Annotated in this window: 13 protein-coding genes and 1 pseudogene; 12 read left to right on the top strand and 2 right to left on the bottom strand. The window is 50.5% G+C overall.

The genetic code is table 11. The features are described from left to right. Window positions 1-17: 17 nt before the first annotated feature. A pseudogene (locus E3U32_RS23845) lies at window positions 18-199 on the bottom strand (site-specific integrase); the annotation flags it as partial. A gap of 657 nt (window positions 200-856) precedes the next feature. Here E3U32_RS23845 and E3U32_RS22010 point away from each other — a divergent pair. The 4 genes from E3U32_RS22010 to E3U32_RS21995 are packed head-to-tail and all read left to right on the top strand — an operon-like array spanning window position 857 to window position 6959. After that, window positions 857-2530, top strand: coding sequence for a type I secretion system permease/ATPase (locus E3U32_RS22010; RefSeq protein WP_134350780.1), 1674 nt, complete (start codon window positions 857-859; stop codon window positions 2528-2530). After that, a complete protein-coding gene (locus E3U32_RS22005) occupies window positions 2523-3836 on the top strand; it encodes an HlyD family type I secretion periplasmic adaptor subunit (RefSeq protein WP_134350521.1) in 1314 nt (437 codons plus the stop codon). Before E3U32_RS22010 ends, E3U32_RS22005 begins: the two co-directional genes overlap by 8 nt. Further along, window positions 3836-5197 carry a TolC family outer membrane protein gene (locus E3U32_RS22000; RefSeq protein ID WP_134350520.1) on the top strand — a complete coding sequence of 454 codons (1362 nt, stop codon included), beginning with the start codon at window positions 3836-3838 and terminating at the stop codon, window positions 5195-5197. Before E3U32_RS22005 ends, E3U32_RS22000 begins: the two co-directional genes overlap by 1 nt. Window positions 5198-5225: 28 nt before the next feature. After that, window positions 5226-6959, top strand: coding sequence for a polyurethane esterase (locus E3U32_RS21995; protein WP_134350519.1), 1734 nt, complete (start codon window positions 5226-5228; stop codon window positions 6957-6959). An 84-nt stretch (window positions 6960-7043) separates the two neighbouring features. Here E3U32_RS21995 and pspF read toward each other — a convergent pair whose 3' ends face one another. Further along, window positions 7044-8021, bottom strand: coding sequence for a phage shock protein operon transcriptional activator (pspF, locus tag E3U32_RS21990; RefSeq protein WP_134350518.1), 978 nt, complete (start codon window positions 8019-8021; stop codon window positions 7044-7046). Between the two features lie 166 nt (window positions 8022-8187). Between pspF and pspA the strand changes: the two genes are divergently transcribed. The 8 genes from pspA (at window position 8188) to E3U32_RS21950 (ending at window position 14660) form a co-directional block, all read left to right on the top strand. Then, the gene (gene pspA, locus E3U32_RS21985) at window positions 8188-8856 is read left to right on the top strand and encodes a phage shock protein PspA (protein ID WP_134350517.1); all 669 of its coding nucleotides are present in this window, start codon (window positions 8188-8190) and stop codon (window positions 8854-8856) included. A gap of 49 nt (window positions 8857-8905) precedes the next feature. Next, window positions 8906-9130, top strand: coding sequence for an envelope stress response membrane protein PspB (gene pspB, locus E3U32_RS21980; RefSeq protein WP_134350516.1), 225 nt, complete (start codon window positions 8906-8908; stop codon window positions 9128-9130). Beyond that, window positions 9130-9489 (top strand): envelope stress response membrane protein PspC, encoded by a 360-nt coding sequence (pspC, locus tag E3U32_RS21975; RefSeq protein ID WP_023617934.1) that lies wholly within the window; start codon window positions 9130-9132, stop codon window positions 9487-9489. The genes pspB and pspC overlap by 1 nt, the downstream gene beginning before the upstream one ends. Before the next feature lie 12 nt (window positions 9490-9501). Beyond that, entirely contained in the window at window positions 9502-9726 is a 225-nt protein-coding gene (pspD, locus tag E3U32_RS21970) for a phage shock protein PspD (RefSeq protein ID WP_134350515.1), read from the top strand. A 195-nt stretch (window positions 9727-9921) separates the two neighbouring features. Then, window positions 9922-11619 (top strand): sugar phosphorylase, encoded by a 1698-nt coding sequence (locus E3U32_RS21965; protein ID WP_134350514.1) that lies wholly within the window; start codon window positions 9922-9924, stop codon window positions 11617-11619. 15 nt (window positions 11620-11634) lie between these two features. After that, window positions 11635-12927 carry an ABC transporter substrate-binding protein gene (locus E3U32_RS21960; RefSeq protein ID WP_134350513.1) on the top strand — a complete coding sequence of 431 codons (1293 nt, stop codon included), beginning with the start codon at window positions 11635-11637 and terminating at the stop codon, window positions 12925-12927. A gap of 22 nt (window positions 12928-12949) precedes the next feature. Continuing rightward, on the top strand, window positions 12950-13831 hold the full coding sequence (locus tag E3U32_RS21955; protein WP_134350512.1) for a carbohydrate ABC transporter permease: 882 nt from the start codon (window positions 12950-12952) through the stop codon (window positions 13829-13831). Beyond that, window positions 13818-14660: a carbohydrate ABC transporter permease gene (locus tag E3U32_RS21950; RefSeq protein ID WP_059309892.1), complete on the top strand. Its 843-nt coding sequence runs from the start codon at window positions 13818-13820 to the stop codon at window positions 14658-14660. The genes E3U32_RS21955 and E3U32_RS21950 overlap by 14 nt, the downstream gene beginning before the upstream one ends. Window positions 14661-14684: the final 24 nt, after the last annotated feature.

Here is a 14684-nt window from a genome sequence, read left to right as displayed (position 1 = left end):
AAATTATCCAGTCTCGTTTATCCCTGAGGGCATCCTGGGGAAGGAGCGTTTACAGTCGCTCATTCAGCATGCCTACCTGATCGGCGTTCATACCAACTATCCACGTTGAATATACCTCATAAACCATCTTAGCATTTTCACGGCCCATCTGACTCGCTATAAACGAAGGATCCGCCCCGGCGGACAGCATCCAGTTAGCAACTGAGAAAGCGGACGCCGCCTTATACCTAAGCGATTTACCGCAATTTTCTAACAGGAGCCGACTGGACGTTACCCAACCAGGGGGCTGATCTACAGCGAGGCATATAAACCTGATGATTTATTCCAACAAATAGCTATAGGCTTCTTCCTTTAGCCCCACTGCTGGCATTAATATTGGCGAATTGTCTTAAAATCCATGCTTTGATATTAACGCCACCCTAAAACTTCATAATAATGTGCTCAGTGTTTATATCGCGCAAACAGTACGCCATTGCGTAAATTATCATTAGGTCTGCGTATTGCTATAAGAAATATTCACTAAATACATGTTTATTGAATTCATTGTTGCGTTCTTGGTAATGATGGTTTATATACTGCCTCTCTGGGTCAGCAATTTTCCTGAGCGAAAGAATCGCCAGGATAAAATGAATTTTTAAACGTTTAGGAAAATTACATTTTTATATGTGCACATTGCTCTGCACGGTCGTTTGATTGCTTGTTAATTTGTTGGGTTTTGATGTTAATTGTTAAATGTTTTTCAATAAATACATCGCAAACTCACCTTGGTATGCGGTCATTATTATGAATATCATATGGTTATGGGGTTGGTGGGTCCTTGGGGATATTTAAGAATTTTACACGCACGCGCACGCGAATATTCGTAGTTATCGCTTTTTTCTCATCCGTAATAAATTTACTGATGCTTGCGCCTTCAATTTATATGTTGCAGGTCTACGATCGCGCGTTGTCATCCGGGAATACGACAACTCTCTTTATGTTGACGTTGCTGGTGTTATTTATGTTCACCATTATGGCTTGCCTTGATTATGCACGTGGCATCGTCATCATCAGATTAGGAAATCAGTTTGATAATGCACTTTCGCCTGTACTGTATACCGCTGCATGTGAAAGCAATCTCGTTAAGCGCAGCCCTAATGCCGGTCAGGCTATCAACGACCTCACCGTCATACGCCAGTTTGTTACCGGTCCGGCGTTATTCGCCGTTTTTGATTCAATCTGGTTTCCAGTCTACATCGGCGTCATTTTTCTTTTTAATACCTGGCTCGGTTTGTTCTCTCTTTCGGGCGCGTTTGTACTGCTGGCTCTGGCTTTTATTAATGAAAAAGCAACGCGTCAGCTTTTAAATGAAGCGGGTGGTTATGCCTTGATGTCGAATCATCAAGCTAACAGCACCCTGCAATGTGCCGAGACGTTGCAGGCTCTGGGGATGACAGAAAACGTCAAGGCGCGCTGGTGGCGCGCGCATCAACAGTTCCTTTATTGCCAGAGTGCAGCCAGTGAGCGTGCTGTCGTTATGTCTGCCATCACCAAAACAGTTCGTATGGCACTTCAGTCTCTCATGCTCGGGCTTGGCTGCTGGCTGGCGATTCTGGGGGATATCTCGCCGGGCATGATGATCGCAGGTTCTATATTGCTCGGAAGAGCGCTGGCGCCGGTTGAACAACTTATCAGTGTGGCAAAAGGGTACAGGTCAGCTCGCCTGGCATGGGAACGCATGGCTCATTTGACGGGTGAGTTTCCACCGGCGCAGGAGAGCATTCGCCTGCCGGAGGCACAAGGGTTGCTCACGGTGGAGAATGTCACCGTCTTTCCGCCGGGAAACCCCCAGCAGCCCATACTGCACAATATCAATCTGCGGGTAGAACCGGGTGAGGTGTTGGGTATTGTGGGGGCCAGTGCATCGGGAAAATCTTGTCTCGCAAGAGTGTTGTGCGGTGTCTGGCCCGCCGGGGAAGGGGATGTCAGGCTGGATGGGGCAGATATTTATCAATGGCAGAAGCAAAAGCCAGGCCCGGGAATCGGGTACTTGCCGCAGGACGTTGCGCTTTTTACGGGAACCATCGCTGAGAATATTGCGCATTTTGGTCAGATCGATTCAACGCAACTGATCGCCACTGCAAAGATGGCCGGCATTCATGAAATGATTTTGCGTATGCCTGAAGGCTATAACACCCTGACCGGCGAGCAGGGTACGGCCCTTTCGGGCGGACAAAAACAATGCATTGGCCTGGCACGTGCGCTGTACGGCAATCCGGCGCTGGTGATCCTTGATGAGCCCAACGCTAACCTGGATGAATCAGGTGAACAGGCCTTGCAGCAGGTTATCCGGCAGCTTAAACAGCAGAAAAAAAGCGTCGTCATCATTTCTCATCGCCCAGGTATTTTGCCTCTGACCAGCCACCTGCTCGTTCTGGAAGGTGGAAAATCAAAGCTTTATGGCCCGACGGCACAACTCTTACAGCAGTCAACTCGCCCGGTAAATCAGACAAAAAGCGCCCCAGTAGAACAAGGAAAAGTCCATGCATAATACCGATGCGCTGAAGACGCCTCTTGTTGACGTCATTCCGTTTGTTCGCCTTGGCTGGATCGTGTTGCTGGCAGGCCTGGGCTCTTTTTTGCTCTGGGCTGCCCTGGCTCCTCTGGATAAAGGTGTTGTGTCATCCGGAACAGTGGTGGTCGACGGATATCGTAAGGCCATTCAGGCTCCCATCGGCGGCGTGGTGACAAAAATCGCGGTCAGAGAGGGTCAGACGGTACATAAGGGCGACCTGCTCGTGCTGCTCAGCCAGCAAACCACGCTCGCCCAGCTCTCCGCAGCACGCCAACATTATCTGACTTCACTTATTGCCGAAAGCCGCCTTCAGTCTGAGCTGGCTGGCATGCAAACGCTGGCATTGCCCCCTGAGGCAGAGGAAGAAGCCCTGCAGGATGCGCTTAAGCCAATTGTTTTACAGCAAAGTCAGCTTATGCATGCCCGGCAGGAGGCGCTGAAAAACGCCCAGGAAAACGACGTTCAGGCCATCGCAGGGCTGGCGCGCCAGCGCGATTCTCTTGCCCGAACATGCGAGACGAAAGAGCGAGGACTCGCGCTATTAAATCGTCAACTCAACGACCTGAAGCCGCTGATGGAGGAAGGCTATTTCCCCCGTAACCGCTTTCTCGATATTCAGGTGCAATCTGCGTCACTGGCGGGCGAGGTGGGCGAAACCCGCAGCAAAATAGTGGAGTTAGGTAATCAGATAGCGCAACTCAAGCGCAGCATGCAACAGCGGTTGGTTGATAACCGGAAAGATATTGAAACGCAGATCGACCAGCTTCGCCTGCAGGTAAGCGAGAGTAAAAAACAGCTGACGCTCTCCGATGTCGATCTCTCATTAACCCGAGTCGTCGCACCGCAGGACGGTGTGGTAATGAATCTCGCGCTTGCCAGTGATAGCGCGGTAGTGAGTGCGGGAGAGCAACTTTTGGAGCTTGTCCCGCAGACATCTCCCCTGATTATCGACTCACATATTGATGTCACCTTGATCGATAAAGTCCATAAAGGCATGCCCGTCACCCTGATGTTCACTGCCTTTAACCAGCAACGCACGCCAAAAATCCCGGCCCAGGTATCACTGGTTTCGGCGGACCGACAGACCGATCCCACTACCCAACAGCCGTATTACAAGATTCAGATCGCCGTTTCGCCGGAGGGCATGAAAAAGCTGGAGAGTGAGGATATTAAACCGGGTATGCCGGTAGAGGTCTTTATTAAAGCCGGAGAGCGGTCGCTGTTGAGCTATCTGTTGAAACCCATTGTGGATCGTGCCTCGCGGTCGTTCATCGAGGAATAATGATGCTTACCGCAAAGTTAAGACCAGTTTTGTACCTGCTCGCGCTGATGGCACCGTTTTCCGCCTGTGCCCTGACGCTTGCACAGGGCTGGTTCATGGCATTGGATAACGATCCCCAGTATCGTGCTGCAGTTAAGGATCAACTTGCCGGGGAAGAATACATTCCCATTGGCCGCGCCGGGTTACTGCCAAAAGTCAGCGTCAGCTATCAGCGCGCACCGCGTAACTGGCAACGGCAGCAGTACCAGCAATCAAATTTGCTGGGTGAGCGTTCTGAGGTGGTGCAACATCAACAATATGACAGCCATTCGGGATCGCTTACCGTCGTTCAGCCGCTGTTTGATTACGACGCCTATGCGGGCTATCGCATCGGCATCATCAAAAAATTGCAGTCTGATGAACGCTACCGAAGCAGCCTGATTGATCTGCAAAACCGCTTCATTACCGCATGGCTGGATCTTACCGAGGCACACCAGCGGCTCCAGCTTGCGGCCCTGCATCGTCAGGGTCTGGAAGAGCAGAAAAAGCAAACTCAGCGACAGTTTGAATCCGGAGAGGGGTCGATAACGGATGTCACGGAAACCGCCTCTGCACTCAGCCTTGCTGTTGCTGATGAGGTTGAAGCGCGCGATTCGCTTGAGACGGCAAACGTTGCGTTATCGGCGATCGTTGGTATGGATCTGTCGGATACTGCGGCGCTGCCGACGCTCGGTGAAAAAAATCTTATGCTGCCCCTGGCATCACGAGACTATCAATACTGGGAACAAAAGGCTTCCTCGCATAACCCCGATATCCTGTCTGCCGGGCACAGCGTGGAGGAAAAACGCTATGAAATTGAGCGCAGCCGCGCTGGTGCGCTTCCCCGGATACAGCTTTACGCAATGCATTCAGAGAATGACTCAAGCAACGATAACACCATCCATCAGAAATATCGTACCGACAGTATAGGTCTGCGCGTCAGCATGGATCTGTTCTCCGGCGGAGGCGTTTCAGCCTCCGTGCGCCAGGCTGCGGCCCACTATGAGCAGGCTAAATATCTTCACGACGCGCAGCGGCTGGTTACCTATAGTGAAATAAAAAAATCATTAAATAAATGCCTTCATGCGCCAGAGCGCATTGCAGCCTATACCTCCGCTGTGGAAGCCGCCAGGCGACAGATTGAAGCTACCCAAAAAAGTATTCAGGCTGGCCAGCGTATGAATATTGATTTATTAAATGCAGAACAATCTTTCTATAAAACCAAAGTTGAGCTTACTGCAGAAAAACATGCTGTCATTAAAGCATGGGTCAGTTTGCTCGCGCAGACGGGCGAGATAAATAATGACGACATCATGTTACTGGATTCGTATTTCGCTCATTAATTGTCGATATTGAACAGAGGGACAAACTATGCCTGTATTTGATTATCAGGGCGAGAAAAACACGCAGCTTATTAAGGATGCGCTGACTATTGAAAGTGTCAATTTTGGTGCGGCAACCTATGCTGATTATACCTATACTGAAGAAAATGGCTGGAAAATATTAGACGGTGCGGCGCTCAACTACAGCGGCTGTACTAATCCCTATGGTGCTTTTTATGGCGAAAGTCTTCTGGAGGCAAGTGCCGAATGCAACGTCATGGGGAAATATGACGCTAGTGGTAATCTGGTGAATATAGGAATTAGCTTCTGGGGGACCGGCACTTACGCGAGCGCGCCTTCACTTCAGCATACCGTTAACACAGCGATGGATACCGTCAGCGACGTTTTATCTGCGGTAATCGACGGCTATGCGGATAACTATGTTCTCAACGCTTATAAAAACCTTATGAGTTCGGTGGTCGCGCTTGCCACAGCAAACGGCCTCACCGGTAATGACGTTATCATCACCGGACATAGTCTCGGTGGACTGGCTGTTAACAGCATGGCGACCCTTTCCGCACAGGGTCAATGGAATGGTTTTTTTGATGACGCGAGCTATGTCGCTTTTGCCTCTCCGACCCAGAACCTTGCTGATGACAAAGTGCTTAACATCGGTTATGAAAACGACCCCGTGTTTCGTGTTTTAACTGGCCATAGCTTGTCTCTGGACAGTTTATTTAATCATGACACTCCGCTCGAGACTTGTACCAATAACCTTGTCTCTTTTAATGATTACTATGCAGGCCTGACCAGCGATTGTAAGTTCTTTTCAATCGCGAATATGGCTTCATGGGCCGGGCATTCAGGTCAGGGTTATACTGACGGTGCTTTACGAATTATGGATTCTGAAATCTATGATTTCACGCATCAAAACTCCAACATTGTTGTTTCCAACCTGTCTGAGGAGTACCGCTCGACAACCTGGGTTTCCGATCTTAATAAATCCGTAACGCATGTTGGTTCGACGTTTATTATTGGTACAGAGACGAATGATTTATTACAAGGTGGGAAGGGCAACGATTATCTTTGCGGGGGAGGGGGAGATGATAGTTTTAAAGATCACAGTGGCTATAACGTTATTTATGGTGGCGCGGGAAGCAATACCTACGTAACGGAATGCAATATCGCCGATTTTGCCTTCAGCCACGACACAGAGGGAACGCTGTACTTTAAGTATTCTACCGGGGATATTACCCGGGCAGAAGATATCCATTACGTTAATGCTGATCACACATTGTTCAGCCTGTTTGGCATTAACTTCAACCAGAACGCCACATGGCAGGTAACTGATTATGGGTTAGAAGGCGATAGCGGCTCAATCGCGTATGCGAAAAGCTATTATGCTGATACGACTAACAGTTTCACTATCTCGACCGCCAGCAATGACAGCTGGTTCTATTCAGGAGCAAATGACAGCGATATCAACATTGCCGGTAACAATAATAATGTTGTTTCTGGGTTTGCAGACGACGCTATTCACCTCAATGGCAGCGAAAACACGCTTCTCTTCTATGGTGATTTTGGTCATGACACTGTCTATAACCTCTCAACCAGCGACAGCCTGATCTTTATGGCTAGCCAGAGTATTGCAGATAATGACAGCTATCTTAACCATCTGTCGTTTGAAGGTGATAACGCTTTACTGACCTATGGTGACAGCAGCGTCACGCTAGTGGGTGTTAATACTGATATGCTTTCACAAATGCACATAGCGGTAGCATGAGTCTTATCCCCGCGGGCTGCTCCGCGGGGATAAGTTCCGTCTAAATTTTTTTAACTGCATAGCGCTGTCGGCCGCTCCCGGTTGTCAGCGCATTTGATGCTTTTTGAGCAGTGCCCTTAATTGATGGTAGGTAAGACCCAGCAGTTCAGCCGCCCGTTTCTGGTTATACTTCGCCGCCTTCAGGCTTTGCTCCAGCAGTCGTTGCTCCTGGTCGTGCTGGAACTGGCGTAAATCAAGGGGGAGAGTGGGGACATCGTCTGAAGATGTCGGTGTGGACAGCGGCGGTGCGCTGCGCTGAAAAGGATCGATAATAATATTGTCCAGCTCCGTCTCGCTGCTGCCGTGACGGTACACAGAGCGCTCCACGACGTTTTTTAGCTCGCGGATATTTCCCGGCCAGTGGTAAGCAAGCAGCGTCTCCTGCGCATAATCGCTGAAGCCCGGGAACAGCGGCAGTCCAAGCTCACGGCACATCTGAATTGCGAACTGTTCCGCCAGCAGCATGATGTCGCTTCGCCGCTCGCGCAGCGGAGGAAGCTGAACGACGTCAAAGGCCAGGCGGTCAAGCAGGTCGGCACGGAATTTCTCCTCCGCCACCATCTCCGGCAGGTTGGCGTTAGTGGCGCAGACCAGGCGTACATTGACCTGCAGCGGCTGGCTACCGCCGACGCGTTCGAGCTCGCCGTACTCAATCACGCGCAGCAGCTTTTCCTGCACCAGCATGGGCGCGGTGGCCAGTTCATCAAGAAACAACGTGCCGCCGTCGGCGCGCTCAAAGCGTCCGGGATGGCGTTTCTGGGCACCGGTAAACGCGCCCGCTTCATGGCCAAAGAGTTCGGTGTCGAGCAGGTTTTCATTCAGTGCCGCACAGTTAAGGGAAATAAAGGGGCCATCCCAGCGTCCGGATAAATAATGCAGACGGTTGGCTATCAGCTCTTTCCCTGTTCCGCGTTCACCGATGATGAGCACCGGTTTATTGAGCGGCGCAAGACGGGAAACCTGTTCCAGCACTTCCAGAAAACTGTTTGCTTCACCGAGTAAATTGTCTTTGTATCCAGGCATGATGAAATTAACCACTCCTTAGCGATATTCACCAGGGAAGAATAGTTCTTCAATGCGTGAAAATCAATCAGTGTCAGTGAAATCAATAAGATAAAAAGTTGGCATGAGATTTGTATTATCGGTACAGCAGGGCATCGCCCGATAACAGAAATATGAGGATTAGATTATGGGTATTTTTTCTCGTTTTGCCGACATCGTGAACGCCAACATCAACTCTCTGCTAGAGAAAGCGGAAGATCCGCAGAAGCTGGTACGTCTGATGATTCAGGAGATGGAAGACACGCTGGTTGAAGTGCGTTCCACATCCGCCCGCGCACTGGCGGAAAAAAAACAGCTGACGCGCCGTATTGAGCAAGCCACCGCTCAGCTGAACGAATGGCAGGAAAAAGCGGAGCTCGCGCTGCGCAAAGACAAAGAAGATCTGGCCCGAGCGGCGTTGATCGAAAAACAGAAGCTGGCAGATATGGTTGCCACGCTCGAGCATGAAGTGACGCTGGTAGATGACACGCTCGCCCGTATGAAGAAAGAGATTGGTGAACTTGAAAACAAATTGAGCGAAACGCGGGCTCGTCAGCAGGCGCTGACCCTGCGTCACCAGGCGGCAAGCTCTTCCCGCGACGTGCGTCGTCAGCTGGACAGCGGTAAGCTTGATGAAGCGATGGCGCGTTTTGAATCATTTGAGCGTCGTATCGACCAGATGGAAGCGGAAGCCGAAAGCCACAGCATCGGTAAACAGAAGTCGCTGGATCAGCAGTTCGCCGACCTGAAAGCAGACGATGAAATCGGCGAGCAACTGGCGGCACTGAAAGCCAAAATGAAGCAAGATAACCAATAATAATGCCTGCGGCACCTGAGTGTGCCGCATCATAAGACAAGGAGTACACATGAGCGCGCTTTTTCTGGCCATTCCCCTGACTATTTTCGTGCTGTTCGTATTGCCGATTTGGCTATGGCTGCACTACAGCAACCGTTCTTCACGAGGCGAACTTTCCCAGAGTGAACAACAGCGTCTGGCACAGCTCTCCGATGAGGCGAACAGAATGCGTGAACGCATTCAGGCGCTGGAGGCTATCCTGGATGCCGAACATCCAAACTGGAGGGACCGTTAATGTCTGGACTGAATCTGAACAAAAAGTTGTGGCGTATTCCGCAGCAGGGCATGGTGCGCGGCGTCTGTGCCGGGCTGGCCCATTATCTTGATGTCCCGGTAAAACTGGTGCGCGTGGTCACGGTGCTTTCGATCTTCTTCGGTCTGGCATTCATTACCCTGGTGGCGTACATCGTGCTGTCGTTTGTCCTTGACCCGATGCCGGAAGGGGAGCTGGCTGCGGAAGGGGCACCAACCAGCAGCGATCTCCTCAATGCCGTTGATGAGCAACTCGCCGCCGGTGAGAAGCGATTGCGGGAAATGGAGCGCTATGTCACGTCAGATACCTTTACGCTGAGAAGTCGTTTTCGTCAGCTTTAAGAGAGAGAAGAGATGAAACAAAACTGGCAACAGGCCGGTCAGAAGGTAAAACCCGGCCTGAAAATCGCAGGTAAACTGGTCCTGCTGACTGCATTACGTTTCGGCCCGGCAGGTGTGGCGGGGTGGGCGATAAAATCTGTTGCCCGCAAGCCGGTCAGAATGGTGCTGGCCGTGGCGCTCGAACCGCTGTTGCAAAAGGTGGCAAAACGACTTTCACGCCGCTACTTATCCCAATGATTCCCACTCGCGTTAGCCCTTACTCTTCCGAAAAGGGGCTAGCGGCGATTAACCGCGTTATCTCTTCTTCCGTACTTTCTTTGCGGCAGCTCACAATATTGCGCTGAGCTGCTTTGCAATCACGTTTTTCTCCTTCCCGGTCCGTTGACAGATATTTTCCATGGGAGTAGATTGCCACTTCGTGGGACCGCTACCATGGAAAATGAAATGAATACAAAAATTAAAGAACTCATTAATCTTGTTTACGGGGAAACGTTTTCTGAGGCACATTTTAATGTGCTTTTTGAAAATATTGGAAAGGCCGCTTCTGTTATTACAGAAAAGCGTAAAACGGGTTGGGATGAAAAAGATGTTGTTTTGATTACCTATGCCGATCAATTTTCGGTGGAAGGAGGGAAGGCACTGCCGGTTTTTACACGTTTTTATAACAAATGGCTTTCTCACTCTTTTTCTCACGTCCATCTCTTACCCTTTTATCCATGGTCTTCTGACGACGGTTTTTCTGTTATTGATTATCATGAGGTTGCACCTGAAACCGGAACATGGCGAGACGTTGCCGAATTAAAACAGTCAACCAGTTTGATGTTTGATTTTGTATGCAACCATATGTCTGCCAAAAGCAAATGGTTTGCTAATTACCTTAAGCAAATACCAGGATATGAAGATTTCTTCATTTCTGTCGATCCTGAAACAGACTTATCTGCGGTGACTCGCCCACGTGCGTTACCCCTTCTTACGCCTTTCACGCTTCATGATGGCAGCGTGCGACACCTGTGGACCACCTTCAGCGAGGACCAGGTCGACCTCAATTTCGCCTCTCCGCGGGTGTTGATTGCAATGGTTGACGTGTTGCTGCATTACCTGATTGAAGGGGCGCGATACATTCGTCTGGATGCTGTTGGGTTTATGTGGAAAATACCCGGAACACCCTGCATCCACCTTGAACAAACCCACCAGCTCATCCAGCTTTTCCGCGCCATTACCGAGGCTGTGGCCCCCGGAACGGTGATTATCACTGAGACGAACGTTCCGCATAAAGATAACGTTGCTTACTTCGGTGACGGTGAAAATGAAGCACAGATGGTTTATCAGTTCTCTTTGCCCCCGCTTGTGCTGCATGCAGTGCATTGTCAGGACGTCCGGACGCTGAGTCAGTGGGCAACGTCGCTTGCGTTACCCTCCACGAAAACCACCTGGTTCAACTTCCTGGCCTCGCATGACGGAATCGGCCTTAATCCGCTACGCGGAATTTTACCTGAGTCGGAGATCCTCTCGCTCGTGGAGAAACTTCAGACCGAAGGCGCGTTAGTTAACTGGAAAAATAACCCGGATGGTACACGCAGTCCTTATGAAATTAATGTGACCTATCTGGATGCATTAAGTACGGGTGACTGTGATGATAATGGCCGCGTTGCCCGGTTTATTCTGGCTCACGCCGTACTTTTAAGTTTTCCAGGTGTGCCTGCAATCTATATTCAAAGTATTCTTGGCTCCCGTAATGATTATGCAGGTGTTGAACGCCTGGGATACAACCGTGCAATAAACCGCGAGAAATACGTTGCAGGGCAAATTGATGGCGTGCTTGAAGATAAAAACAGCCTGCGTTATCAGGTCTATTATAAATTAAGCCAGTTAATCGCGCTGCGTCGGAAAGAAAAAGCTTTCCACCCTGATAGTGAAACTTATTTTAGTGCGTCAGGGGAACATGTTTTAAAAATTATTCGCGTTGCGGATTCTGGCGAGAAGATAACAGCAGTGTTTAATTTCAGCGATCGCGCTCAAAAGGTTGGATCTGATATTCAATCCGGAAGAGAGTTGATCGCCGGAGAGGATATTACAGATACGGCTCTGACCCTTACTCCATGGCAGGTGTTGTGGATTAAAGAAAACTAAAAAAGGACCTTAAACATGAAAATGCCCAGAATTGTGCTGATATCAGCACTGGTTTCGTGCGCCTTGTTATCAGGCTGCAAGGATGACAAACCGACTGCTGTCACCATTGAGTTTATGCACTCGTCAGTAGAGCAAGAGCGTCAGGCGGTTATTACGAAACTGATCGAAAAATTCGAGAAAGAGAACCCCGGTATTACCGTAAAACAGGTGCCGGTGGAAGAAGATGCCTATAACACCAAGGTGATTACGCTGGCCAGAACGGGCGCGCTGCCTGAGGTGATTGAAGTCAGCCATGACTACGCAAAAGTTATGGACAAGGAGCAACTGCTGGATCGCGAGGCTATCGGCGAAGCCATTAAAGCCGTAGGGGAAAACACCTTCTATGACGGTATCTTGCGCGTTGTTCGTACGGAAGACGGTTCTGCCTGGACGGGCGTACCCATCAGTGCCTGGCTGTCCGGCGTCTGGTATCACAAAGATGTGCTGGCAGCGGCGGGTATTGAAGAGCCGCGTAACTGGGAACAACTGTTGAAGGCCAGCCAGAGTCTTAACGACCCGGCCAAAAAACATTACGGCATTGCGCTGCCAACCGCAGAAAGCGTGATGACCGAGCAGGCCTTCTCCCAGTTTGCCCTGTCAGGCGGCGCTAATGTTTTTGATGCTAAAGGGGATATCGACGTCGATACCCCCGAAATGGCTAAAGCTCTGGCGTTTTATAAAGCACTGGCCGCGACCACCATGCCTGGATCAAATGATGTCATGGAAATCAAAGACGCCTTCATGAACGGTTCTGCGCCGATGGCCGTTTACTCCACCTATATCCTGCCGGCGGTCTTCAAAGACGGAGATCCTGCCAATCTGGGCTTCGTTGTCCCCACTGAAAAAACGTCTGCAGTCTACGGCATGGTTACATCACTGACGATCACCACCGGCCAAACTGAAGATGAAACTAAAGCGGCAGAGAAATTTGTCACCTGGATGGAACAGGCTCAACACGCCACTGATTGGGTAATGATGTCGCCGGGTGCGGCTTTGCCTGTGAACAAGCTGGTGGTTGGTACGGATACCTGGAAAAACAACGATGTGATTAAAGCGTTTGGGCAATTGCCTTACGAACTGATCGCGCAGTTCCCGAATGTGCAGGTGTTTGGCGCGGTGGGAGACAAAAACTTCACCCGCATGGGTGATGTGACGGGGTCCGGCATTATCAGTTCCATGGTGCATAACGTCACGGTGGGGCAACAAGATCTCAGCGCGACCTTAAGCAACAGCCAGAAGCGACTGACTGACCTGATTTCACAACGATAGGAGCGCTTTGCGGAAGGAAATTATGAAGACGTTGTTTTCTGGTCGTTCAGATATGCCTTTCGCCATGCTGCTGTTGGCCCCCAGCCTGATTTTGCTGGGGGGCCTGGTGGCCTGGCCGATGATTTCCAATATCGAAATCAGTTTTTTACGCTTGCCGCTTAACCCGCGCATTAGCGCTGTGTTTGTCGGGCTGGACAATTACATTCGCATTCTCAGTGATGCTGCATTCTGGCATTCGCTGTGGATGACCTTCTGGTACACGGCACTGGTTGTGATCGGTAGCACGGTGCTGGGGCTGGCCGTTGCCATCTTCTTTAACCGGGAATTTCGTCTGCGAAAAACGGCGCGTTCGCTGGTGATTTTGTCCTATGTCACCCCGTCCATTTCGCTGGTATTTGCCTGGAAATACATGTTCAACAACGGCTACGGCATTGTGAACTATCTGGGCGTTGACGTGCTGCATCTGTATGACCAGGCGCCGCTGTGGTTCGACAATCCTGGCAGCAGCTTTGTGCTGGTGGTGCTGTTTGCCATCTGGCGTTACTTCCCGTACGCGTTCATTTCGTTCCTGGCGATTTTACAAACCATTGATAAATCGCTGTATGAAGCCGCGGAAATGGACGGAGCAAATGCCTGGCAACGTTTTCGCATCGTCACGTTGCCCGCGATTATGCCGGTGCTGGCAACGGTGGTCACGCTCCGCACTATCTGGATGTTCTACATGTTTGCGGATGTCTACCTGCTGACAACCAAGGTCGATATTTTAGGCGTCTATCTTTACAAAACTGCCTTCGCTTTCAACGATTTGGGTAAGGCAGCGGCTATCTCCGTCGTGCTGTTCGTGATCATCTTCGCGGTGATTCTGCTGACCAGAAAAAGGGTAAACCTCAATGGCAACAAATAAACGCGTACTGGGTCGTATTGGCTTTTACCTGGGGCTGGCGGTGTTTCTGGTTATCACGCTGTTCCCGTTCTTCGTGATGTTAATGACGTCATTAAAGAGCGCGAAAGAGGCGATATCGCTTCACCCGACCATACTGCCGCAGGAGTGGACGCTGCAGCATTACGTCGACATTTTTAACCCGCTGATTTTCCCGTTCGTAGACTATTTCAGAAACAGCATGGTGGTGTCGTTGACCTCATCGGTGATTGCCGTGTTTCTCGGCACGCTGGGGGCTTACGCCTTATCCAGGCTGCGTTTTAAGGGCCGCACGACGATCAATGCGAGTTTTTACACCGTCTACATGTTCTCCGGGATATTGCTGGTGGTACCGCTGTTCAAAATCATCACTGCCCTGGGGATCTACGACACCGAGCTGGCGCTGATTATCACCATGGTGACCCAGACGTTACCGACCGCGGTGTTTATGCTGCGCAGTTATTTCGACACCATTCCGGACGAAATTGAAGAGGCCGCGATGATGGACGGGCTCAACCGTCTGCAAATCATCTTTCGCATCACCGTGCCGCTGGCGATTTCCGGCCTCGTGTCGGTGTTTGTTTACTGCTTTATGGTGGCGTGGAACGACTATCTGTTTGCGTCCATTTTCCTGTCCAGCGCCAGCAATTTCACTCTGCCGGTTGGGCTGAACACGCTCTTTAGCACGCCAGATTATATCTGGGGTCGCATGATGGCGGCATCGCTGGTGACGGCGCTTCCGGTGGTCATCATGTACGCCCTGTCTGAACGTTTTATTAAAAGTGGTTTGACCGCCGGCGGCGTGAAGGGCTGAGGCAGTCAATTTTAACAAGGAGTC

This window comes from Lelliottia nimipressuralis (genome assembly GCF_004402045.1).
GTDB classification, from domain to species: Bacteria; Pseudomonadota; Gammaproteobacteria; order Enterobacterales; family Enterobacteriaceae; genus Enterobacter; species Enterobacter chinensis.
This window is presented reverse-complemented; position numbering and strand designations above follow the sequence as displayed.

Bases quoted from the DNA above. Each gene is read 5' to 3' on its own strand.
- E3U32_RS22005 (WP_134350521.1), top strand. From the start codon at position 2,523: ATGCATAATACCGATGCGCTGAAGACGCCTCTTGTTGACGTCATTCCG.
- E3U32_RS22000 (WP_134350520.1), top strand. From the start codon at position 3,836: ATGATGCTTACCGCAAAGTTAAGACCAGTTTTGTACCTGCTCGCGCTG.
- E3U32_RS21995 (WP_134350519.1), top strand. From the start codon at position 5,226: ATGCCTGTATTTGATTATCAGGGCGAGAAAAACACGCAGCTTATTAAG.
- pspF (WP_134350518.1), bottom strand. From the start codon at position 8,021: ATGCCTGGATACAAAGACAATTTACTCGGTGAAGCAAACAGTTTTCTG.
- pspA (WP_134350517.1), top strand. From the start codon at position 8,188: ATGGGTATTTTTTCTCGTTTTGCCGACATCGTGAACGCCAACATCAAC.
- pspB (WP_134350516.1), top strand. From the start codon at position 8,906: ATGAGCGCGCTTTTTCTGGCCATTCCCCTGACTATTTTCGTGCTGTTC.
- pspC (WP_023617934.1), top strand. From the start codon at position 9,130: ATGTCTGGACTGAATCTGAACAAAAAGTTGTGGCGTATTCCGCAGCAG.
- pspD (WP_134350515.1), top strand. From the start codon at position 9,502: ATGAAACAAAACTGGCAACAGGCCGGTCAGAAGGTAAAACCCGGCCTG.
- E3U32_RS21965 (WP_134350514.1), top strand. From the start codon at position 9,922: ATGGAAAATGAAATGAATACAAAAATTAAAGAACTCATTAATCTTGTT.
- E3U32_RS21960 (WP_134350513.1), top strand. From the start codon at position 11,635: ATGAAAATGCCCAGAATTGTGCTGATATCAGCACTGGTTTCGTGCGCC.
- E3U32_RS21955 (WP_134350512.1), top strand. From the start codon at position 12,950: ATGAAGACGTTGTTTTCTGGTCGTTCAGATATGCCTTTCGCCATGCTG.
- E3U32_RS21950 (WP_059309892.1), top strand. From the start codon at position 13,818: ATGGCAACAAATAAACGCGTACTGGGTCGTATTGGCTTTTACCTGGGG.